A 20454-nucleotide genomic window follows, 5' to 3' on the forward strand; every position below is an offset into this window, starting at 1 on the left:
GTTCTGGGCCTGTCGCCGGTCGTCCTTGGCACGTAGTCTCGATGTCGGTGAACGGCGAGGTCATGTGCCTGGCGGGGGTGTCCAGCTGGGGTGTACTGCGTTTGGGCACTAGAAGAGTTCTAGAAGTCTGAGGCCAAATTCCACTTCTCTCAGTCGCTGTCGTTGGACTCTCCTCGCTGACATGGCGTTGTCGAGCGAGACGGGTGTGAACTGAATCGCGTCCGGCGCCTTCATCTGCGCGATCAGGTCCAGGTCACTGGTGATGACAGTGCCGATGGTGGCGTATCCCCCACCGGTGACTGCATCGCGCAGCAGGCATATGGGCTCCTCACCATTGGGGACCTGGATAGACCCCATCGGATATCCGAGATCGACGACGTTGCTCGGATTGTCACCAGCGCCGAAAGGCGGTTCACGGGGCACGAATTCGAGTGGTGGCCCGATCAGGCGGTATCCCGTGCGGTCGGACACCGAGGAGACCGTGAAGGTCGAGGAGAAGAAGACATCAACACTATCGGGATCGAATCGGTAGTGGCACAGCCCTTCCACGACACGCACGCGGTGGACCTCACCCCCGAGAGGCGGCCGCAGGTGGTTGTCGACGGTGCTACCCACCCCGGGGCATGGGGTTGCTGAGTCACTGCCGATCGAAAGCCGGTCACCGGCTGCCAGAGCCGAGCCGCTGAGTCCACCCATGGCGGAGCTGACGTACGTCGAACGGCTCCCGAGAAAGGGAGGGCAGTCGATGCCACCGCGGACAGCCAGGTAGGCGCGGCAGCCGGTGTGCAACGCGCCGACGGTCAATGTCTGCCCCGAACGCACGGCGAGCGTGCGCCAACTGTCGTGCGGCTCGCCATCGATCCAGACCGGCACATCACCGCCCGTGATGGCCACTCGAGCCGACGTGGCGAACTCGAGTGTCGGTCCGATCATGGTGATTTCGAGCGTTGCCGCGTTGGGATCATTGCCCACCAGGAGGTTGGCGCAGCGATGCGAGAACTGATCGAGCGCCCCGGACGGGGGCAACCCCATCGCGTAGTGCCCCGCGCGCCCCAGGTCCTGGATGAGCGTGTACGCGCCAGCATGACACACGGTGATCATCGGAGGTGACCCGTGAGCGCGGCCGCATACGCGTCCGGATTCTGGAGATAGCGGGCCAGCTCGAAGGTTACTGGACGACGTCTGTACTCATAGTGACCCGCTTTCGAGCACTCACGCGTGTGCCGGTACTCATCGCCGTCGATGACGCGAAACTTGAGAAGGCTTGCCGCCCGCGTGAGCACCATGGAGGTCTCGAACCCGGGAATGCTCTGGGTCAGATCGACGACCGGCACGGGCGACCGGCCGAGGAGCTGGTATCCGCCAACCCCGCGGGTGGGATACACAACGGTGAAGGCGCCGCCGTGCGCTACGGCCCGGGCTGGGGTATCCGTGCGCGGGCGCAGGTATTTCGGCGCCTGTATCTGTCTGCTGCGCTCCACGAGTTGAACGCTCTCGGTGTTTCCCGGTTTGAAGCACGGGAAGGTCACGATGAAGGGGGCCGACGAGTGCGCCAGGACGAGCTCGTCGACCGACGAGAATCCGTTGACCCGCGCGGTGTACTGAATGTCGGTCTCGGTGTCGGATTGATGGTGGTCGCGGAAACGCATGCACGTCTCCGCTGACCACGGGTCGTCGTACCACACCGGGATCTCCACGATCTCGGTGTCGAGAGTGACGGCGTTCGAGTCGGCGAATCGCTGGTGCAGTTCCGCCATCAACCCGATCAACTGCCGCTGCTCAGCCAACTCCGGCTCGATCCGCAGCATGTAGCTCGCATTGGCGGGAACGATGTCGACCAGGCCGACGACGTCAGTCTGCGCCAAGGCAGTCGTGATCGCCTGAATCCGTAGCGCTTTAGCCAGGTCCATCGCCTCGCCGACTTCCACGAAGATGAACTCGTCGCCGCCGAAGCTCACGCGGGTGCCATCGTGAAGTATCTGATAGGGAGCGCTTCGCATGGCTAGTCGGCTTCCGTGCGGGCGTGCGAATGGACGACGAAGCCAGACCGTTCGAGTCGTTGCCTCACTGCGGCGGCGATGGCGACCGCGTTCGGTCGGTCACCGTGGATGCAGATGGAACGCACGGGCATCGCGATCGTGGAGCCCGATACGGTCGTCACGCTGCCGCGTGCCATCTCGACGGCACGATCCGACACCTGTTCGGGATCCTTGGACTCGGGGCGCGGTTCGACAATGTTGATGCCATCGTCGTCGAAGTCGAGATCGGCGGCGTTCTCCGGGATTGCGGGCAGTCCGGCGCGGCGCACGGCGTCGAACGCGGCCGTTGGGGCGAACATCAGGGGTAGCCCGGCCATGACGGCCTGCAGCTGTGTCGCGATGGCGACGGCCAGTTCGGGACTGCGACAGATCCGGCCCATCAGGGAGCCGTGCGGCTTCACGTGCGTCAAGGCAACGGACTCGGAAGCCGCCAGCGCCTGCAACGCGCCGACTTGGTAGATGATGTAGTCCACGACGTCGGAGTCAGTGGCGGGCAGCGCACGTCGTCCGAAGCCCAACAGATCGGGGTAGCCGGGGTGGGCGCCGACGGCGACACCTGCATCGCGTGCCTGCGTGACGGCGACACGCATCGTCACGGGATCACCGGCGTGGTAACCGCATGCGATGTTGGTCGTGGTGACGAACTTGAACAGGGCTGCGTCGTCACCCAGGGTCCAGCGTCCGAAGCCCTCGCCTGCGTCGGCGTTGATGTCGATGCTGTGTGTGTTCACCGTTCACTCCATCGGTCGAAGGCGGCGAAGAAGGCCTCGAGCAGCCGGTCGGCGTGTGCGTGACCGAAGACCAACGGCGGCCTGATCTTCAGGACGTTGCCCTCGGGCCCCGAGGCCGACACCAGGACGAAGTTGCGGCGGAGGTCGTCGACGATCTGTTTGGCGAGAGCACCGTTCGGTGTTGCGGACTGCCGATCCTCGACGATGTCGACGCCGATGAAGAGCCCGGCACCGCGGATCTCGAAGACCTGTTCACGCGTTGCGCAGCCCGACCGCAGTTCGTTGAGCAGATACGTACCGACCGTCCGCGCATTCTCGATGAGCTGATCGCCGCGGATGACGTCGAGGACGGCTCCGGCGGCGGCGATCGGCACGTTGCTCCCGCCAAAGGTGTTGAAATACCGCACGTTGTCGCCGAAGGCGTTGCCCACTGCGTGCTTCAGCACCACGGCTGCCACCGGGATGCCGTTGCCCATCGGCTTTCCGATGGTGACGATGTCGGGCACCACGCCGTGGCGCTGAAATCCCCACCACGCGTCACCGGTCCGTCCGAAGCCCGACTGCACCTCATCGGCGATGTACAGACCACCGGCCCGTCGCACTTCTTGGGCAACGGCGCCGAGCACCGACGTCGGCGTCGCGAACACGCCATCGGAGGAGAAGATACTGTCGGCCACCAGGGCGCACAGCCCGTAGCCGTGTCGATTGAGGTCGGCGATCGCCTGCCGGACTTGCTGGCGCATGAACTCCGCGACGTCGCCTCCCGGCAGGCGGCGGCTATCCGGGGCCTCGATGAGGCGCACGTGCGGCCCCAACGGCGAGGTCGGCCCCAGCGACGGTGAGAACGCAGCGACGGTCTCGGTGACACCGTGATACGCGTTGCGGGTGACGATGATCCCTTCGGCGCCTGTGTGTGCGCGGGCGATCCGGATGGCGAGATCGTTGGCCTCTGACCCCGTGCACGTGTAGGTCACGCGGTCCAGGTCGGCGGGGAAGGTCAACAGGAGGGCCTCGGAGTAGTCGAGGATCTGGTCTTGCAGGTACCGCGTATTGGTGTTGACGACGCGAAGCTGGGCGGCGACCGCATCGGCGACGGCGGGGTGGCAGTGTCCGATCGCCGCGACGTTGTTGTAGGCGTCCAGGTATTCGTGGCCGTCGGAGTCGTACAGGTGGACGCCGCTCCCCCGGGCAATGTCGACGGGATCGGTGTAGAAGAGTTGATATCCGGGGCCGAGGAGCCGTTGTCGGCGTTCGATTCGAGCCCGGTTGGGTGCGGGTTGGCGGGCGAGGTCCACGGCCGCAAAACCGTTGACCATGGCTGGCTTTCGGCGAGGCGAGAATTCGGCCTGGGGTGCCGAAGCGGCGACGACCGCTTCGAGTGCATGCCAGTCCTGCGCAGCGTGCGCGAGGACGTAGTCCGCGCGTGATGGGTCGCGCCGAGCGCGCCATTGTGCGATGAGCGCTCGCTGTGCGCTGCGAGCGGCAACCGCGACGGGAAGGACCGCCAACTCATCGGCGTCAATCTCCCGTTGCGACCGGTAGCCAGTCAGATGATCGAGGGCTCGATGCCATGGATCGGCGGCGTCCGGGTCGAGAAGGTTCGACATGGCGATCGCCACGTCGAATATCTCGGCGGTGCGTAGGGTGTCGCCGAAGTCGATGATCCCCGAGACGAATTCGGCCAGCCCGGAGTCCACCAGAATGTTGTGTGTGCTGAAGTCGCCGTGCACCACCTGGTGTCGCAGCCCAGCTACGCGCGGTGCCACCACTTCGTGAAAGCTGTCGAACACCTGCGACGCGAGTCGCCTATGCGCCGTGTCGTCGATGTCGTCGAGCAGCACTCGCAGAGTCGGGAAGTGGCGAAGGTCCCACACCAAACGCCGGTCCTGCCTGAAGTGGTGGAATCGGCTCAATGCGCTGGTGACGGCCGCCTGCCCGGCCCCGACTGACTGGAGCTGCCCCGGCGTGGCGGCGGTACCGCTCAGTGGCGTTCCTGACAGGAATGACATGACCCGCAGGACCCGCCCACCGTGTTCCGGGCCGGCCAAACGGTACTCGTAGGCACCGTCTGTTCCCTGGTGCATCCGTGGGACCGGCAGACTCGGCGATGCCGCCTCGATGTGCCGCAGGGCGGCCGTCTGCAGGTTCACGATACCGGGGTCCTCCTGCGCCCCGCTGACCTTGACGAGATGACGCGCGGTGTTGCCGTCGAGCTCGAAGGTGTCGTCCTTCTCGGTCGGAATCCGGGTCAACTCCCCGGTCATCCCGAACCATGTGGCCAGTGCAGACTCCACCACCTGTTCGGGCAGCGGAGGTGACGCGGCATTGAGCCCGCTCTCCTCCATGAGGGCGGTGAACGCGGATACGTCGTTCACCTCCCTGCCGTGGCGACGCGAGGTGCGGTTCGGAGAAGTGCTGTTGGGCAACATGAGTGACTCCTGCTAGGTCGAGAGCGTGGGAGACGGGCCGTGCCGCGGGCTGTCAGGAGGCGACCCACCCACCGTCGATGAGCAGGCTCGCGCCGTGGATGTAGGAGGCCGCTGGAGAGGCCAGGAAGGCGACTGCCGGGGCGATATCGGAAACCTCTCCGACCCGGCCGGCCGGCGTGGAGTCGAGCATCTGCTGCTCGTAGGCCTTGTCGGCGAGCAGGTGGGCGTTGATACTCGTCCGCACGTTGCCCGGCGACACGGCGTTGACGCGGATGCCCTTGGGCGCGAACTCCGCTGTCAGCGATTTGACCAGGAGTTCGACAGCACCCTTGGTTGCGCAATAGGCGCTCGAGTTGGGGAAGCCGACATGTCCGCAGATGGAGGATACGAAGATCACTGCGCTGCCCTCACCGAGGTGCTCCACTGCAGAACGGGTCAGGCGAAACGGAGCGCGTACGTTGACCGCCCACTGTGCGTCTAGATCGGAGTCGGGGGTGTCGGTGAAGGGTGTCGGAAGAAAGATGCCAGCTGCGTGCACCAGGATGTCGATTGCGCCGAATGCCGCAAGCGTCCCTTCGATGACCTGCTCCGGTGCATCGTCGTCGGTGATGTCAACGCACAGACGGATGGCGTCCGCGCCGGTGGAGGTCAGGTCGTCGAGGACACTGTCCAAGCGGCCCGCATCGCGACCGACCAGGGCCACCGACGCGCCCCACTGGCTGAGTTCGCGGCAGATCTCGGCGCCTATGCCCGAGCTGGCGCCCGTCACGACCGCGACCTTGCCTTTAAGGGATGTGTGCGTAGGGGCCATGGGAATCCTCATCTCGTCGATCTGAACCTGAAACTGCGTTGCAACACAGGAGATTCGGACCGTCGCGCGCCGCGCCAGGCGTGCACCGCCACCGGTCTAATGTAACTAATCCTGCATTAAGGCCAAGTATGACCCCGGTCACCCATTAATGCAAGATCTCTTGCAGTACTGGTTTCGGGCGCGATGAGATGCCGCCTGTGGACGCCAAGGATCTGCCAGGTCACCCGAGGTCGGACGTCGGCGTGGCCGCCGGCACAGATTGGGGGACGGGCGCGCCCCTACCCGCGATGCGCTGCGCTTCTAGCTGCCACTCTGCAGCGCGCGGTCAACGAGCGCTTCAATTTCAAAGTCCGGCGACGAGTACCCGAAGACTGCGCGGAGATAGATCGGGGCAAGCACGATGTCGAATATCATCTCGACAGTCGGCGCGCTGCCGCCGTGTAAGGCCTCGTGGCGGTCGATCGCGATTTGAATCTGATCCATTCTGCGACGCAGATAGGTCGTCGCATCCACAGTCGGAACGGTCCCATCCTGGACGTACAACGCGGACCGCGCCATGGCCAACGCACGAAACAGCGCGAACCCCACATGCGTCTTCACCTGTGCTGTAACAGAATTCGCCCAATCGAGGATATCGCGTCGCAGATCGCCCGAGTTGGGGAACGGGGATTCGTCGTTGAGCTGCGTGACGGCGACGTCGAGGATGAGCGACTCAATGGAACCCCAGCGCCGATAGATCGTCACCTCGTGAACGCCGGATCGCTCCGATACCTCACGGACCGAGGGCGTGTCTTTGCCCTCGCCGAGCAGCGCCCGCACCGCGGCGTGGACCTGCGACCGAGTCCGAGCGGTGCGACCGCCAGGGCGCCGCTTGCCAGCCTGTGACTCCGTCATGTTCACCGATTGTAATGCAATACATACTGCATTAGCGCCCGACGCATGGCGACTGCTAGAACCAGTTGTCGCGCATATCGAGCGTTGTGTGATCCATGCTCTCGAGAAGATCGAATTGTGGCGCAGTCCTTGGCAGTTCGTAGCGGAAGAAGAACCGCGCGGCCTGCCGCTTGCCGTCGTAGAAGTCGCCATCGCGGCCGTCGGCGGCGATGAACTGCTCCAGCCACATCCACGCCACCACCACGTGCCCGAACGCCTCGAGGTAGACCACGCTGTTAGCCAGCGCCGCCTCGATGTCGCCGGAGGCGAACATTCCCGCCGTCACCTCGAGCAACCTGTCCCAGGAGGCACCCAATGTGGCGGCCAGGCCGGCGGCCTCGCCACCGAGCGTCGTCGCCTGCGCCAGGGTGGCCTGCACCGCGTCGCCGAGCACGGCCAGGTTCGCGCCGCCGTGCTGGGTGACCTTGCGGCCCAACAGGTCCAGACTCTGGATCCCGTGGGTCCCCTCGTGGATCGGGTTGAGCCGGTTGTCGCGGTAGTGCTGCTCGACGTCGTACTCGCGGGTGTAGCCGTAGCCGCCGTGGACCTGAATGGCCAGGTCGTTGGCCGCCAGGCACCACTGCGAGGGCCAACTCTTGGCAATCGGAGTCAGGATGTCCAGGAGGTGCGTCACGCGCTCCGCCTCGTCGTCGGACTCGGCCGTCTGCTGAAGATCGATCAGACGCGCGCAGTACAGGGCCAGCGCCAACCCGCCCTCGACATAGGCCTTCTGCGCCAATAGCATTCGCTTGACGTCGGCATGCTCGACGATCGGGACCTGCGGCGCGGACGGATCCTTGGCCGTGGGCGGTCTGCCCTGCGGGCGCTCCCGCGCGTACTGCAGTGACTTCAGATAGCCGGTGTAGCCGAGCGCAACCGCGCCCATCCCGACACCGAGTCGCGCCTCGTTCATCATGCGGAACATGTAGGTCAGGCCGCGGTGCGGCTCGCCCACCAGGTAGCCGACGGCACCGGGCTGGCCGCCGGGCTGGAAGGTTCCGTCGCCGAAGTTGAGCACGGTGTTGGTGATACCCCGTTGGCCCATCTTGTGATTCAGCCCGGCCAGTGCCACGTCGTTGCGCTCGCCGATCGCCCCGTCGCGCTCCACCAGGAACTTGGGCACGATGAACAGCGATATACCCTTGGTGCCCGCCGGCCCGCCGGGGATCTTGGCCAGGACCAGGTTGATGATGTTGTCGGACATGTCGTGCTCGGCGCCCGAGATCCACATCTTGGACCCGAACACCCGGTAGGTGCCATCGCCCACCGGCTCGGCGCGGGTGGTGATATCGGCCAGCGACGACCCCGCCTGCGTCTCCGAGAGCGCCATCGTGCCGAGAAACCGGCCAGCCAGCATCGGCCGGACAAAGGCGTCGATCTGCTCCTCGGTGCCGAAGTGCGCGATCAGGTTGGCGTTGGCGACGGTCAGCATGACGTAGCCCGACGTGGACACGTTGGCTGCGGCGATCCACGCGAAGGCCGCCTGCGCCACGGTCACCGGAAGCTGTGCGCCGCCGAGGTTTTCGTCGGCGGTCATGCCAATCAGGTCGGCGGCGGCGAAAGCGTCCAGCGCCTCCTTGACCTCACCGATGACGGTGACGCGGGTGCCGTCGAAGGTCGGCTCGTTGGCATCGCTGGTCTTGTTGTGCGGCGCGAAGTACCTGGTCGCCAGCTGCTCGCACAGGTCGAGGACGCCGTCGAACGTCTCGCGGGAGTGCTCGACGAAGCGGACACGCTTGGTGAGGTCGTCGACGCGCAGCCACTCGTAGAGCAGGAAGTCCAGGTCGCGGCGCGACAGAATCGTTGACTTCATCGACAGCAGGTCAGTCGTTGGCCGCGCTGGTTTGGCTGACGTCGATTCCCAGTGGGGACTCGACGCGCACGGTCTCATCCTTGATGAGGCCGCGCAGCAGCGCGGTGCTGAACTCGACTGCGATCTCCTGTGCGCTGCGCCGGCCCTGCGGCCGCAGCCACCGGTAGGCGCCCAGCGTCATGCCGATGTAGCCGAGCGCGAGTACATGCGAGTCGCAGTCGTAGAACTCACCGCTGGCGATGCCACGGTCCATGACGTCGCGGACGTGCTCGTAGACGGTGGTCTCCGACGTGCGGATATAGGCCACCTGCTCCTCGGTGAACCACTCCGTGATGTAGGGGCCCTCCTGGAAGTAGACGGCCGCACGCTCGATGTCGCTGGCGATGCCGACCAGCAGTCGCCGGGTGAAGTTGTAGAGCGTCTCGCGCGCCGTCGCCGTCGGGTCGTCGTGCAGGGCGCCGACGGTGAAGTCGGCGGCGCTCTTGTAGATGTCCCAGAGGATCAGCGACTTGCTGGCGTAGTAGTGGTAGACCGTCGCCTTGTTCAGGCCGACAGCGTCGGCCACGTCGTCCATGCGGGTGCCGTGGTAACCACGGGCGGCGAAGAGTTTGGTGGCTACCGCGAGCAGTTCTTCCCGGCGGGTCAGGCCGTTCGCGGACGGTTCCTTGGACGTAAGGGACATGGCGACTCACTATATGCAGGCCGGGACGCTCCCCGGGGATCAATCAACTGGTTGGCCAGTCTATTCAGTCGACCCAATCCTCTGTCCGTGGACGGGGCCCGGGGGTTAGACTTCGGACAACGACGTCACTGCTGGGAGGCTTTTCACATGGATCCGAATCCGGATTACGACGCCAGTGACGAGATAGAATACTTCTTCCAGTGGCTGCCCTGGGGGCTGCGCGGGGTCTACCCGCCGCCAGCCTATCCCCCGGTGTAGCGACTCGACGGCACACCACTACCAACGCAGTGTTCGGAGCCTCCGAACACTGCGTTTGGCGTTGCACGTCGTGTGAAGCTGGATTTCGTTTGATACCGCGCGTCAGGCCGCGGCGGCCTTGACCGCGCGGCCAACCTCCGCGCGCAACCGGGTGTACTCCGGTGAGCGCCGCAGCTCGTCCGGGTCGACGCCTGTGCGCGGGAGGTCGACGGGCAGGTCGAGAGCCACCTGACCCGGCCGCCGCGTCAGCACGACAATGCGCGAGCCGAGGAACGCCGCCTCATCGGCACTGTGTGTGACAAACACCGTGGTGCGTCCGGTCTCGGCGCTGACCTGCCGGACGTCCTCCTGCAGCCGTTCGCGGGTGAGCGCGTCGAGCGCCGCGAAGGGCTCGTCGAGCAGGAAGAGCGGGGTCTCGGCGGCCAGCGCACGCGCGATCGCCACACGCTGCTGCTGTCCCCCGCTGATCTCCCAGATCTTGCGGTCGGCCGTTCCCTCGAGCCCCACGCGCGCCAGCAGCTGGTCTCGGCGCTCGGTGCGCCGATCACGCGGCACCTTGGCGTACTTGAGCGCCAGGTCGACGTTGCCGCCGACCGTGCGCCACGGGAACAGCCTCGGCTGCTGGAAAACCACCCCCGCGGTGACGCCCGGGGTGGGCGCGTCACCGGCGATCTCGACCTCGCCCGCGGTCGGCTGCTCGAACCCGGCGATGAGTCGCAGCAGCGTGCTCTTGCCGCAGCCCGACGCGCCCACCAAGACCAGGAAGGCACCGGGTTCGATATCGAGATCGACCGGCCCGAGCGCTGTCACGTCGCCGTAGCGGTGCGCCACGTTGCTGATGCGCAGGCCGCCACGGACGACGGGGGTATCACTGCGTGAGGACATCGGGTAGTCCCTTGACGTAGATGGCGTCCTGGAACGTCTTGAGCGGTGCGGCCGTTGGGATTTGGCCCTGCTCGGCGAGGAACTCCGATGCGCTCTGCAGGTTCACGGCGATGTTGCCGACGGCACCCTCGCTGCCGAGCCACTCCGGGGACGCCACCTGCTGCGGTGTCAGGTAGACGCCCTGCTTCAGCTGTCCCGCAACGTCTTCGGGTGCCAGACCGATCTCGGCGGCGATAGCCTTGGCGGCCGCATCCGGCTCGTCGGAGATCAGGTTGAGCGCGCGCGCCTGCTGCTGACGCCAGGTGTCGACGACCTCGGGGTGAGCCGAGGCGAACTCATTGGCCACCACGGCCAGGTCCAGGGTCGGCTTGCCATCCTTGGCCAGCTGGCGGCTGGTGATCAGGTCCTTGCCGGTCTTGCGCAGCTGATCCAGGGTCGGCAGCCAGGTGTAGGCGGCGTCGATGTCACCGCGCTCCCACGCCGCGAGAATCGCCTGCGGCTGAAGATCGATCAGCTGAACGTCCTTGGGCGTCAGGTTGTTCTGCGCCAACGCAGCGAGCAGGCTGTAGTGCGCTGTCGACGCGAACGGCGTGCCGATGCGCTTGCCCCTCAGCTCGGGGATCGAGTTGATACCCGACTCGTTGCGGACCACCAGGGCCTCGTTGTCACCGGCCACGTCGAGGACGAACGCGACGCTGTACGGAATGTTCAGTGGTGCGGACAGGCCGCGGGCCACCGGGCTGGAGCCCAGCGCGCCGAAGTCCAGCTCCTTGGCGATGAACGCGGTGTTGACGTCGGCGCCGGAGTCGAACTTGACCCACTTGATGTTGTAGTCCGGCAGCGCCTCCTCGAGCCACTTGTTGTTCTTGACGATGAGGTCACCGCTGGGGAACGTCTGGTAGCCGAGGCGAAGCGTCGGCTTGCTGGAGTCCGACCCGGAGTTGTCCACCGCGCAGCCCGCCAAGGCCAGAGTCGCCACCGCGGCCGCGGCCACCAGTGCTCGAATCCTGCGAATCCTCATATTTTTCCTCTCCAGGGGACGGCGCGCCGTTCAGCGGCGCGAAGTAGACCGTCAATGACCAGACCCGAGAAGCCGATCGCGAAGATGCCGACCAGCACTACGGGGGTGTTGTTGTAGTTGCTTGCGTCCTTGACCAGGCCGCCGATGCCGGGGATGCCGTTGAAGAGCTCGGCGGCCACCACCGCCGAGTAGGCCATGCCCACCGCCAGCCGGATACCGGTGAACGTCTCGGGCAGCGCCGATGGCACGACGACATCGCGGATCACCTGGATACGGGTGGCGCCAAGCGCACGCGCCGCCTCGGTCAGACCGACCGGCGCGGCGACGACGGCCGCCGTGGTCGCCACCGCCGCAGGAGGCAGTGCCGCCAACGCCAGCAGCGTGATCTTGGGGGCCTCATCGATGCCCAACCAGATGACCAGCAGGAAGAAGTAGGCCAGGGGCGGCAGGGCCCGCAGGAACGTGAGCCAGGGCTCGAGCACGCTGCGCACCCAGCCGACCGAACCCATCACCAACCCGAGGAGCACGCCGACTCCGACGCCGATCACGACGCCGACCAGGACGCGGCGCAACGTCATGTAGAGGTGCTCCCACAGCAGGTAGCCGGCATAGCCGCGCACCCCGTCGTGGGTGGTGGACACGTCGATGAAGGCCTTCCACACCGTGGCCGGATATGGCACGAAGGTCTGGTTCCAGACACCGCTGGCCGCGGCCACCTGCCACACCACCCCGAACGCGACCACTGACAGCAGGGGCAGTGCGGCACGGGTCAACCGGCCGCGCCACCGATTGGTGGCTGCCGTGGCTGCCGGCGAGTCGACATGCGACTCGTCGGGGGTGATGTCGACGAAAACGGACACGGGTTCCTGCGACTTTCGAAAGCTGGGTGCGACGCTGAGGCTGGACGGGACGCGTTCAGCGACAGCAGCAGTCGGAAGTCGGTGTCGCCGGCATTCAGCAATTGATACGCATCCGCCGGGGCGCTGGGAAGCGCTGCGATCACCGCGAGTTTTAAGGGGGCCCGAACGCAGCGACGCGTTTCATAACGCCTCCCGTGGGTAATAGTCCACAGTGACACTCGCGCGCTCCGTTCTCGAGCCCTCGCTTCCCGCTCATCGAGGGCCTCTGTCGATGACGGTCCTCGACCTCCTGACCGAGCGGGTTCCCGTGGGCCACCTGAACCGGATCACGTCGTCACTGAGCGACGTCGACCCCTACGGGCTGGATCTACACCTGGCCCTGTCGGTTTGCTACGAACTTCACTACCGCGGCTTCTCGGGTGTGGACCCAGAATGGGAGTGGAACGCCGGACTGCTGCACCTGCGCGGTCGCCTGGAGCAAGTGTTCCTGACCGCATTGCGTCAGGACGTCGTCGTCGGCGCCGATGAGACCGCAGAGGCCGAGATGGCACGCCTGTCGATCGAACCCACCACCGGGACGGGACCGACCCACCATCTGCGCACCAACGGCACGTGGGAACAGTTGCAGGAGTATTTCGTTCACAGGTCGCTGTACCACCTCAAGGAGGGCGATCCGCACGCCTGGGCGATTCCGCGGCTGACCGGCCAGGCCAAGGCCTCATTCGTCGCAGTGGAGTTCGACGAGTTCGGAGGTGGTCGTGCGGCGCAACTGCACCAGCAGCTGTTCACCGATCTTCTCGCCGCCATGGACCTGGACTTCGGCTACCTCGGCTACCTGAATCATGCGGTCGCGGAGTCGTTGATCCCGGTGAACCTGATGTCGATGTTCGGGTTGCACCGGGCATTGCGCGGCGCCACGATCGGCCACTTTGCCGCGACGGAGATCACGTCGTCGCCCGGATCACGGCGGATGGCGCAGGCGCTGCAGCGGCTGGATGCACCAGATGCGGCCGTCAGGTTCTATCTCGAGCACGTGGAGGCCGATGCCGTGCACGAACAGGTGGTGCGCACCGACGTCGTCGGCGATCTGGTGCGACGCGAGCCGTCACTCGAGACCGACGTGGTGTTCGGCATGAGGGCATTCGAGTTCGTGGAGGACCGCCTGGCCGACCACCTGATGGACTGCTGGTCGGCGGGGCGGACATCGCTACGTCGACCCCTGTCCTGACACAGTCTGTTCTGCTTCCTCTGGCGACTGGCGTCGCCGGTGGCTGGTGTCACAGAGTGGAAAGATCTTGCTGCGCTTGCAGGTACAGATCGCGACCATGAAGCGGTCGGACTCGACAACCGCGCCGTCCGATGTCTCGATTCGTACCGGCCCCTGCACCAGGATCGGTCCGTAGGTCGGGACGCGGACGACGCGGACGTCGTCGGTCACGGTTTCACCGCCGCGATAACCGCCAGCCTCTCGGTCCGCCGCCCCGGTTCCAGCTTGCCCGTCGACTCCAACCACGCCGCCCGGCTCATCATCACCGGACCAAACGGAATACGTTGGTAGGTAATGCAGTCCACGCGCATCCCGGACGCCAGCAATGCGGAGACCGTCTGACCGACTCCCGCGAACTCGGACTGCACAATCAGCAGCGCGCCGCCGTCGGCCAGCAGCGCAGGAGCGTGGGCACACAGCGGGTCGAGAACGAGCCGGCCATCGAGACCGGCATCGACGGCCACCGGTGGGGCCGCGTCGGCGGGATGTACCGCGGTGTCCCCGTCGGGCGCGGGCAGATAAGGCGGATTGCTCAAGATCAGGTCGAACGGCCCGAACTCGGCGGCCCGGGCCCAGTGGCCGAGATGTACGTCGACGTCCACGCCAGCAGCCGACACATTGGCTCGGGCGCACCGGACTGCGCGAGGACAGATGTCGAACGCGGTCACAGTCGCGGCGCCCCGAATCGCAGCCGCCACGGCCACAAAACCGCTGCCAGTGCACAGGTCAGCGACCCTGAGTGCCATCGGTGGCCGGTACTGGTCCATGACGTCGACGAGGAACCGAGAGTCCTCCTGCGGCGCGTACACGCCCGGAGCAGCGATGACGAGGTCACTCGGTTCGGAGTATGCAGTGGTCACACTTCGGCCTTTCGCGGAGGGTCGCCGTCGGGCTGCAGCGCTTTGATCTTCATGCCCGCTGCTCAGCGTGCTAAACCTCTAAGAGTTTGGTGCGAAGTTCTGCATCGCGCGCTCAGGCGAGTAACCTGAGGGGGTCTACATGGACACCCCGCCGTTTAGTTAGAAGCGGCGACGTCGCTCCGTCGATTGGGTAACGCCTAGCTCGTTGAGACTCCTGCGGGAGGTGGCGCCCATCCCTCGCAGTGCGACTACGGCAGATCGCCGGTTCCGTCTTCAGACGGAATGGATGCGGCGCGACCAAGTCGCGGCAGCATCGCTGGACGCCTGATAGGCGGGCCCACACCATGAATTCTTCTTTTACCGTAGTTAGTTTCGACAGCACATCCGGACACGATCGGGTGCGCCCATGACCACGCAACTCGAAGTACGGCCCGCGACAGAGACTTCGTCGCCGCCGCAAGCAACCCGAGCGCAGGACGTACGCACGGAGGGCATCGACGAGTTCGCCGACGTCGCCGACCTTTTCGTCGTACTGCGCGAAACGTCTGTCGGCACTCTGGCGCACGCTCGCGCCCGCGAGGCCATCGTCGCGCGTTGCCTGGGCCTGGCCGACCGAGTCGCCCGGCACTTCGACCGCCGTGGTGAGGATCTCGAGGATCTGGTCCAGGTGGCGCGCGTCGGGCTGGTGAATGCCGTCAACCGGTTCGATCCCGACAAGGGTTCAAGCTTCGTCGCGTTCGCGATTCCGACGATGATGGGCGAGGTCCGCAGACACTTCCGCGACCACGGCTGGTCGATGCACGTGCCACGTCGGCTCAAGGACCGGCATATCGCAGTGTCCCGCGCCACCACCAGCCTGATTCAGGACCTGGGCCGGGCACCCACACCGAGCGAGCTGGCTGAGTATCTCGACGTCGACCGCGACGACGTCGTGGAGAGCCTCGTTGCCTCCGCGGCGTACCGCACACAGTCGATCGATGCGCCCGTCGTCAGTGGAGACGGCAGCGCCCGACACATCGCAGACACCATCGGAACGATCGATGCCGCCTTCGGCGACGTCACCGACCGGGAATCGGTGCGACCGCTGCTGGCCGCCCTGCCCGAGCGTGAGCGTGAGATCCTGTATCTACGGTTCTTCGCCTCGATGACACAGAGCCAGATCGCCGAACGCATCGGCGTGTCACAGATGCACGTGTCCCGCATCCTCGAGCGCACGCTGCGCGAACTGCGCGTTCAGCTGTCATAGCCCGCCCGTCGCCGGTGTCCTCCCTACCGGAAGGGCACCGGTGCGTCGACGTCCTCAGTTGAGTGCCGCACCAATCGCGACGCGCGAACCTGCTCCACACTCCGATGAAGGCCGCGCATCGCGGTGGCCACCACTGTGCTCCAGAGCTGGCGAAGCTCGTCGATCGCTCGACGCAACGCCTCACCGTCGTTCGTCGGCGGCGTGTACACGTACGGCTCGACGTCGGTGCTGAATACCGTTGGGCCGGTGCAGGTCACCTCGATGTAGACCTCACTGCACCGGGCGCACCGGATCTCGTACCGGACGGATTCGGTTCCGCACTCGGTGAAGGAGTACTCCGCGATGCCCACACAGCGGGGACAACGGGCCACGCCCCGTTCGACCACGACGTTCATGGAGCCATCCTGCGGTGGTCAGGGCCCTGATGGACCCCATCGGCACATGTCGATGCGGTTTTGGTGCGCAATCGAGATCGGCGGCGGAGGACGGTTTTTCGGTACATGATGGCTCCATGACCGAGGTACGCGGGCGAGTGTGGAAATCCGGTGAACCGCAGGACGGATTCTCCTTCGAGGAGATCTCGACGTATCTGGCCGACGAGGAAACACTGGTGTGGGCCGACGTTTACGCCCCCGACCACGCCGCTCTCGCCGCACTCGCCGAGGAACTCGGGTTGAACATCTGGGCCGTCGAGGACGCGACGGCGCCCAAGGAGCGCACCAAGGCCACGGTGTATCGCACCCACACCTTCTTCACCGTGTACGCGATTCAGACCGTGCAGGCGCAGGACGACACCACCTCGACGTTGATCAAGCACCGCATCTCGGGATTCGTGTTACCCCGTGGGCTCATCACGGTGCGTCTCCCGCCGGAGTTCGACATGGACGAGGTGTCGGAACGCTTCGACGAACTCGGCGGTCAGCAGCACGGTGTCGGCGCGTTGGTGCACGGGCTGCTCGATGTCGTGGTGGACGGCCACTTCCAGGCCGTGCAGAAGCTAGACGACGGTATCGAGTCCCTCGAGGACGAGTTGTTCGCCGACGGCGGACCCAAGCGTGGACTGCAGCGTCGCACCTTTCGGCTTCGCAAGGACCTGGTGGACCTGCGCCGGGTGGTGTTGCCGATGCGCGAGGTGGTCAGCGCCATCCAGCACCGCCGGATGGACGCCAAGACCTCCCCCGAGCTCGATCCGCTCTACGCCGACCTCTACGACCACGTGCTGCGCGCATCGGAGTGGACGGAGTCGCTGCGCGACATGATCACCACCGTGTTCGAGACGAACCTGTCACTTCAGGACGCCAGGCTGAACACCGTGATGAAGAAGCTCACCGGCTGGGCGGCGATCATCGCGGTGCCGACCGCGGTCACGGGTTTCTACGGCCAGAACGTCGACTACCCGGGAATCAACACCGTCGCGGGTTTCCTCGCCAGCTCGGCGGTCATCGTGCTGGCGGTGGTGGTGTTGTACGTGATGTTCCGCCGCCGCGACTGGCTCTGACGCCACCCCACGAACGTGAACAGAATTGCGAGATCTCCCGCGAAGCTCGAACACTTCTTCACGTTCGGCGGGCTAAGGTCTCCGACGCGCTGCCTTGCGCAGCACGGCGCGGAGCTGCGCTGACTCCTCGCCGCTCATCTGCTCGAGGAAGAAGTTCAGGACCAGGTGAGCATCACCACCGGACTGGAACGCATCGCGCATGAGGTTCGCCGAACGCTGTTCGCGCGTCATGGCTGGCCAGTAGCTGTACGCCTTGCCCTCGCGCGTGCGGTCCAGCCAGCCCTTGCGGTGCAGGTTGTCCATCGTGGACATGACTGTGGTGTAGGCGATCTCGCGCTGGGTGACGAGATCGGCGAAGACATCTCGCACCGTCACAGGGTCGTCGGCCGACCACACCCGTTCCATCACGACGGCTTCCAGGTCACCGAAACCCCGGTTCTCAGGCACGGTTCGCGCTGCCCTTGAGCCAGACATCCCAGGGGACGCTCCAGTCGCCGTTCTGCCACTGCTCCAGTGGCGGGCCACCGGTGTTGCGCACCTCGACGACGTCGCCGGGCTGGGCCAGATCGAAGAACCACTTCGCGTTCTCAGCGCTCAGGTTCAGGCAGCCCGCCGAGACGTTGCTATTGCCCTGCGCCCAGACCGTGTCCTCGAGTTGGTGCAGGTAGATGCCGTCAGGGCTGATTCGCGTGGCATACGGGACGCTGATCTTGTACCCCGCTGCGGAGTCCACCGGCAGGCCGTAGGTCGAGGAGTCCATCAACACCGGGTTCGCCTTCTCCATCACGGTGTAGACCCCGCGCTGAGTCCAGAAGTGAATCGGCCCGCTTCCCGCCGTGGTCGTTCCGCCGCGCCCCATCGACGTCGGCATGGTCCGCACGAGTTGCCCGTCGACGAAAACGCTGACCTGCTTGGTCACATCGTCCGCGATCGACACGTGCGACCGGCCGATCTGGAAGCTGACCCGCCGGTCCTCGTCACCGTAGAGGCCGCCGCCCAGATTCGCGCCGTAGACGTTCGCCTCGACGGTCACCCGGGTGCCTGCGGGGTAGTACTCGCGGGGACGCCAGTGCGCCTTGCGATCGTTGACCCACGACCACGCGCCCTCCACCGCGGGTTGGGTGGTGACCTTCATTCGCTGTTGTGCCGCAGCGCGGTCGACGACGGGTGCGTCGAACTGCGCGACGATGACGGTCCCGACGCCGTAGGTGCCGCCCTCGGCCAACGGGGCGACCGCGGTCGTCCGCAGCGACACCCCGGTCTGGGTGTCGGGAACCACCGTCGAGAAGCTTGAGGTCTGGGTCTGGACCGTGGCGTCGGTGCCGCGACCCGTCGCGCTCAGCACGTAGTCGCGTCCGTAGCCGAGGGGTTCGGTGGGCTGCCATGCGCGCCTGTCCGGCGTCATCTGGCCTGCGACCACACGCCCCTGTTCGTTGGTCATCCGCACGTCGGTGAGCGTTCCCGACGTGGCGGTGACGCGCACCGCGTCGACCGTTCCGACGTCCTGTGCACCGGAGGCCGGGGTGATGGCGATGGTCGGCGGCACGAGTTCCACCTGGGTGCCGAACTTGGATGTCGTGACTGGATCAGCGACAGACGTTGCGGATGAACCACTTTGGGATACCGCAACGAGTGCGATGACGCCGGCGACGGCGGTCGACACGAGGAGCCGGTGCCGACGTTGGACGGTCAAGGACGCCTCCGGGTTCTGAGCGTGAGCGATCTACGTATCAACATCGTAGATGAAATTCGGCGGTGGTCCGCTCCCAACGCGGCCTATCGCAGCGGCAGGACGGCAGCCCCGCGTTGGTGCAGCATATCGGTCATCAGCGCGCTCTCGGATGTCTGTGTGGCCAACATCTGTCGAGCGAGGTCACGCACGTAGCCGACCTCCGCCCCGTCGGCCGCCGCGGCGAGCATGTCCGTGCCGCCCTGATGGTGGCGCAGCATCAACTGCAGGAACAGCACGTCCCGCTCGGCCGGGTCGGCGCGCCGCAGCCTGGCCAGATCGTCGGCGCTGGCCATGCCCGGCATCGCGGCGACAGCGCCAGCCGAGCCGTGCGTGCCGTGCATGTCGTCGCCGTGCGAATGCTGCATGTCATCCCCATGCCCCATCCATGCCATGTATCCGTCGGTCGGCAGCAGCGGTTCCCCCCACGACGTCAGCCAGCCCTGCATGCGCCCTATCTGGCTCTGCTGCGATGTCAGGATGTCGAACGCCAGGTTCTTCACCGCGGGATCGGCCCCGCCGAGTAGTTCAGTGGTGGCCATGTCGACCGCCTGGGTGTGGTGGACCGACATGTCCTGGGCGAAGCCGATATCGACGGCCCCTGGGCCCGCACGCTCGGCACGGTCCCCCGCGAGAAGGCCGACTCCCAACCCCGCCGCCAGCAGGACGACGGCCCCCAGCACGACGAGCGCCGCGCGCCGGGCCCGGCCGCTGACGTGCACCGGTTACTTCCTGACCGGAACCGCGTCGGGTCCCGGCGGTGTCGGGTCGAACGCCGGCGGATTGTCGACGTCGAAGTAGGGCGAGGCGCAGCTGGCGCCCGGTTCGGGGTAGGCGCTCTCGTTGAGACGCAGTGCCTCGATGAACTCGACGAGCCGCGGGTCCTGGGGGTCCTCAAGCTTGAGCTGGTGACCCCATGACTGCACCGACAGCGGGGTGTCCAGACCGGGGTAGGGCGACATCATCGTGTACGGCTGGCCCTCGACGATCATCGCCAGTCCGTCGATCTGGTCGGCCGTCAGCCGCTCCGGGTCGTAGGTGATCCAGACCGCGCCGTGTTCGAGGGAGTGCACGGCGTTCTCATTGCGAATCGCGGTGGGGTAGACGACCCCGGTGCACACCGCCCACACGGCGTCGTGTGCGCCGCCGAACGGTGGCGACTGGTCATAGGCGACGCGCTGATCACCGGTGACGTGGTCACCGGCGGGGTACTCGGCGCGCACCACGCCGGGGATCTTCAGCGACGGGTCGCTGCTGCTCGCATCCGGTGGTGCGGCGGCGTCGTCACCGCCGAAGAGCCGCGGCCCGAAGACCGCGCCGATGACGACGACGGCGATCACCGCGACCGTGGCGATGATGGTGCCCCAGGGCATGCCGGCGAACATCCGGCTC

The 20454-nt window shown here is 66.0% G+C and carries 22 protein-coding genes; 4 read left to right on the plus strand and 18 right to left on the minus strand.

What is annotated here, in order from left to right; all coding sequences use genetic code 11:
• Positions 1 to 108: 108 nt before the first annotated feature.
• The 8 genes from ABIA65_RS05095 to ABIA65_RS05130 form a co-directional block, all read right to left on the minus strand.
• Entirely contained in the window at positions 109 to 1101 is a 993-nt protein-coding gene (locus ABIA65_RS05095; protein WP_241402468.1) for a 5-oxoprolinase subunit C family protein, read from the minus strand.
• Positions 1098 to 2000, minus strand: a complete 903-nt coding sequence (locus tag ABIA65_RS05100; RefSeq protein ID WP_241402467.1) for a 5-oxoprolinase subunit B family protein — start codon at positions 1998 to 2000, stop codon at positions 1098 to 1100. Before ABIA65_RS05100 ends, ABIA65_RS05095 begins: the two co-directional genes overlap by 4 nt.
• Positions 2001 to 2002: 2 nt before the next feature.
• Complete coding sequence (locus tag ABIA65_RS05105) at positions 2003 to 2770, minus strand: 5-oxoprolinase subunit PxpA (RefSeq protein WP_354522842.1); 768 nt, start codon at positions 2768 to 2770, stop codon at positions 2003 to 2005.
• Entirely contained in the window at positions 2767 to 5199 is a 2433-nt protein-coding gene (locus ABIA65_RS05110; RefSeq protein ID WP_354522843.1) for an aminotransferase class III-fold pyridoxal phosphate-dependent enzyme, read from the minus strand. Before ABIA65_RS05110 ends, ABIA65_RS05105 begins: the two co-directional genes overlap by 4 nt.
• Positions 5200 to 5251: 52 nt before the next feature.
• Entirely contained in the window at positions 5252 to 6010 is a 759-nt protein-coding gene (locus tag ABIA65_RS05115) for an SDR family NAD(P)-dependent oxidoreductase (RefSeq protein ID WP_354522844.1), read from the minus strand.
• A 300-nt stretch (positions 6011 to 6310) separates the two neighbouring features.
• Positions 6311 to 6829 carry a TetR-like C-terminal domain-containing protein gene (locus tag ABIA65_RS05120; RefSeq protein WP_354522845.1) on the minus strand — a complete coding sequence of 173 codons (519 nt, stop codon included), beginning with the start codon at positions 6827 to 6829 and terminating at the stop codon, positions 6311 to 6313.
• 130 nt (positions 6830 to 6959) lie between these two features.
• Complete coding sequence (locus ABIA65_RS05125; protein ID WP_354522846.1) at positions 6960 to 8756, minus strand: acyl-CoA dehydrogenase; 1797 nt, start codon at positions 8754 to 8756, stop codon at positions 6960 to 6962.
• A gap of 10 nt (positions 8757 to 8766) precedes the next feature.
• Positions 8767 to 9438: a TetR/AcrR family transcriptional regulator gene (locus ABIA65_RS05130; protein WP_354522847.1), complete on the minus strand. Its 672-nt coding sequence runs from the start codon at positions 9436 to 9438 to the stop codon at positions 8767 to 8769.
• A 147-nt stretch (positions 9439 to 9585) separates the two neighbouring features.
• Between ABIA65_RS05130 and ABIA65_RS05135 the strand changes: the two genes are divergently transcribed.
• Positions 9586 to 9696, plus strand: coding sequence for a hypothetical protein (locus tag ABIA65_RS05135; protein WP_241402460.1), 111 nt, complete (start codon positions 9586 to 9588; stop codon positions 9694 to 9696).
• 102 nt (positions 9697 to 9798) lie between these two features.
• Here ABIA65_RS05135 and ABIA65_RS05140 read toward each other — a convergent pair whose 3' ends face one another.
• Genes ABIA65_RS05140 through ABIA65_RS05150 form a run of 3 tightly spaced genes read right to left on the minus strand, consistent with a single transcriptional unit; the run spans position 9799 to position 12462 of the window.
• Positions 9799 to 10581, minus strand: coding sequence for an ABC transporter ATP-binding protein (locus ABIA65_RS05140; protein WP_241402459.1), 783 nt, complete (start codon positions 10579 to 10581; stop codon positions 9799 to 9801).
• Positions 10565 to 11602 carry a taurine ABC transporter substrate-binding protein gene (locus tag ABIA65_RS05145; protein ID WP_241402458.1) on the minus strand — a complete coding sequence of 346 codons (1038 nt, stop codon included), beginning with the start codon at positions 11600 to 11602 and terminating at the stop codon, positions 10565 to 10567. The genes ABIA65_RS05140 and ABIA65_RS05145 overlap by 17 nt, the downstream gene beginning before the upstream one ends.
• Positions 11599 to 12462 (minus strand): ABC transporter permease, encoded by an 864-nt coding sequence (locus ABIA65_RS05150; protein ID WP_241402457.1) that lies wholly within the window; start codon positions 12460 to 12462, stop codon positions 11599 to 11601. The genes ABIA65_RS05145 and ABIA65_RS05150 overlap by 4 nt, the downstream gene beginning before the upstream one ends.
• A gap of 271 nt (positions 12463 to 12733) precedes the next feature.
• Between ABIA65_RS05150 and ABIA65_RS05155 the strand changes: the two genes are divergently transcribed.
• Positions 12734 to 13690 (plus strand): iron-containing redox enzyme family protein, encoded by a 957-nt coding sequence (locus tag ABIA65_RS05155; RefSeq protein ID WP_371746916.1) that lies wholly within the window; start codon positions 12734 to 12736, stop codon positions 13688 to 13690.
• Here the strand turns inward: ABIA65_RS05155 and ABIA65_RS05160 are convergent.
• Together ABIA65_RS05160 and ABIA65_RS05165 are read right to left on the minus strand one after the other, a co-directional pair.
• On the minus strand, positions 13670 to 13900 hold the full coding sequence (locus ABIA65_RS05160) for a CDGSH iron-sulfur domain-containing protein (protein WP_241402455.1): 231 nt from the start codon (positions 13898 to 13900) through the stop codon (positions 13670 to 13672). The genes ABIA65_RS05155 and ABIA65_RS05160 overlap by 21 nt on opposite strands.
• Complete coding sequence (locus ABIA65_RS05165) at positions 13897 to 14589, minus strand: HemK2/MTQ2 family protein methyltransferase (protein ID WP_241402454.1); 693 nt, start codon at positions 14587 to 14589, stop codon at positions 13897 to 13899. Before ABIA65_RS05165 ends, ABIA65_RS05160 begins: the two co-directional genes overlap by 4 nt.
• 406 nt (positions 14590 to 14995) lie before the next feature.
• Between ABIA65_RS05165 and ABIA65_RS05170 the strand changes: the two genes are divergently transcribed.
• Positions 14996 to 15835 carry a SigB/SigF/SigG family RNA polymerase sigma factor gene (locus tag ABIA65_RS05170; RefSeq protein WP_354522848.1) on the plus strand — a complete coding sequence of 280 codons (840 nt, stop codon included), beginning with the start codon at positions 14996 to 14998 and terminating at the stop codon, positions 15833 to 15835.
• 23 nt (positions 15836 to 15858) lie between these two features.
• Here the strand turns inward: ABIA65_RS05170 and ABIA65_RS05175 are convergent, their stop codons facing one another.
• Positions 15859 to 16230 (minus strand): hypothetical protein, encoded by a 372-nt coding sequence (locus tag ABIA65_RS05175; protein WP_241402452.1) that lies wholly within the window; start codon positions 16228 to 16230, stop codon positions 15859 to 15861.
• 116 nt (positions 16231 to 16346) lie between these two features.
• On the opposite strand from ABIA65_RS05175, the gene ABIA65_RS05180 reads away from it, so the two are divergent.
• Positions 16347 to 17333: a magnesium transporter CorA family protein gene (locus ABIA65_RS05180; protein WP_354522849.1), complete on the plus strand. Its 987-nt coding sequence runs from the start codon at positions 16347 to 16349 to the stop codon at positions 17331 to 17333.
• Between the two features lie 72 nt (positions 17334 to 17405).
• Here the strand turns inward: ABIA65_RS05180 and ABIA65_RS05185 are convergent, their stop codons facing one another.
• From ABIA65_RS05185 to ABIA65_RS05200, 4 genes are all read right to left on the minus strand, one after another.
• Positions 17406 to 17780, minus strand: a complete 375-nt coding sequence (locus ABIA65_RS05185; RefSeq protein WP_502919519.1) for a BlaI/MecI/CopY family transcriptional regulator — start codon at positions 17778 to 17780, stop codon at positions 17406 to 17408.
• Positions 17773 to 19026 (minus strand): L,D-transpeptidase, encoded by a 1254-nt coding sequence (locus ABIA65_RS05190; RefSeq protein WP_241402449.1) that lies wholly within the window; start codon positions 19024 to 19026, stop codon positions 17773 to 17775. Before ABIA65_RS05190 ends, ABIA65_RS05185 begins: the two co-directional genes overlap by 8 nt.
• 83 nt (positions 19027 to 19109) lie before the next feature.
• The gene (locus ABIA65_RS05195) at positions 19110 to 19784 is read right to left on the minus strand and encodes a DUF305 domain-containing protein (RefSeq protein WP_241402448.1); all 675 of its coding nucleotides are present in this window, start codon (positions 19782 to 19784) and stop codon (positions 19110 to 19112) included.
• A gap of 3 nt (positions 19785 to 19787) precedes the next feature.
• Positions 19788 to 20447 (minus strand): thioredoxin-like domain-containing protein, encoded by a 660-nt coding sequence (locus ABIA65_RS05200; RefSeq protein ID WP_371747070.1) that lies wholly within the window; start codon positions 20445 to 20447, stop codon positions 19788 to 19790.
• Positions 20448 to 20454 lie beyond the last annotated feature (7 nt).

Origin of the sequence: Mycolicibacterium sp. 624, from assembly GCF_040548615.1 — a bacterium.
In the GTDB taxonomy this organism is placed as follows: Bacteria; Actinomycetota; Actinomycetes; order Mycobacteriales; family Mycobacteriaceae; genus Mycobacterium.

Bases quoted from the DNA above. Each gene is read 5' to 3' on its own strand.
- ABIA65_RS05180 (WP_354522849.1), top strand. From the start codon at position 16,347: ATGACCGAGGTACGCGGGCGAGTGTGGAAATCCGGTGAACCGCAGGAC.
- ABIA65_RS05135 (WP_241402460.1), top strand. From the start codon at position 9,586: ATGGATCCGAATCCGGATTACGACGCCAGTGACGAGATAGAATACTTC.
- ABIA65_RS05175 (WP_241402452.1), bottom strand. From the start codon at position 16,230: ATGAACGTCGTGGTCGAACGGGGCGTGGCCCGTTGTCCCCGCTGTGTG.
- ABIA65_RS05110 (WP_354522843.1), bottom strand. From the start codon at position 5,199: ATGTTGCCCAACAGCACTTCTCCGAACCGCACCTCGCGTCGCCACGGC.
- ABIA65_RS05115 (WP_354522844.1), bottom strand. From the start codon at position 6,010: ATGGCCCCTACGCACACATCCCTTAAAGGCAAGGTCGCGGTCGTGACG.
- ABIA65_RS05100 (WP_241402467.1), bottom strand. From the start codon at position 2,000: ATGCGAAGCGCTCCCTATCAGATACTTCACGATGGCACCCGCGTGAGC.
- ABIA65_RS05095 (WP_241402468.1), bottom strand. From the start codon at position 1,101: ATGATCACCGTGTGTCATGCTGGCGCGTACACGCTCATCCAGGACCTG.
- ABIA65_RS05200 (WP_371747070.1), bottom strand. From the start codon at position 20,447: ATGTTCGCCGGCATGCCCTGGGGCACCATCATCGCCACGGTCGCGGTG.
- ABIA65_RS05155 (WP_371746916.1), top strand. From the start codon at position 12,734: ATGACGGTCCTCGACCTCCTGACCGAGCGGGTTCCCGTGGGCCACCTG.
- ABIA65_RS05140 (WP_241402459.1), bottom strand. From the start codon at position 10,581: ATGTCCTCACGCAGTGATACCCCCGTCGTCCGTGGCGGCCTGCGCATC.
- ABIA65_RS05125 (WP_354522846.1), bottom strand. From the start codon at position 8,756: ATGAAGTCAACGATTCTGTCGCGCCGCGACCTGGACTTCCTGCTCTAC.
- ABIA65_RS05130 (WP_354522847.1), bottom strand. From the start codon at position 9,438: ATGTCCCTTACGTCCAAGGAACCGTCCGCGAACGGCCTGACCCGCCGG.
- ABIA65_RS05170 (WP_354522848.1), top strand. From the start codon at position 14,996: ATGACCACGCAACTCGAAGTACGGCCCGCGACAGAGACTTCGTCGCCG.
- ABIA65_RS05145 (WP_241402458.1), bottom strand. From the start codon at position 11,602: ATGAGGATTCGCAGGATTCGAGCACTGGTGGCCGCGGCCGCGGTGGCG.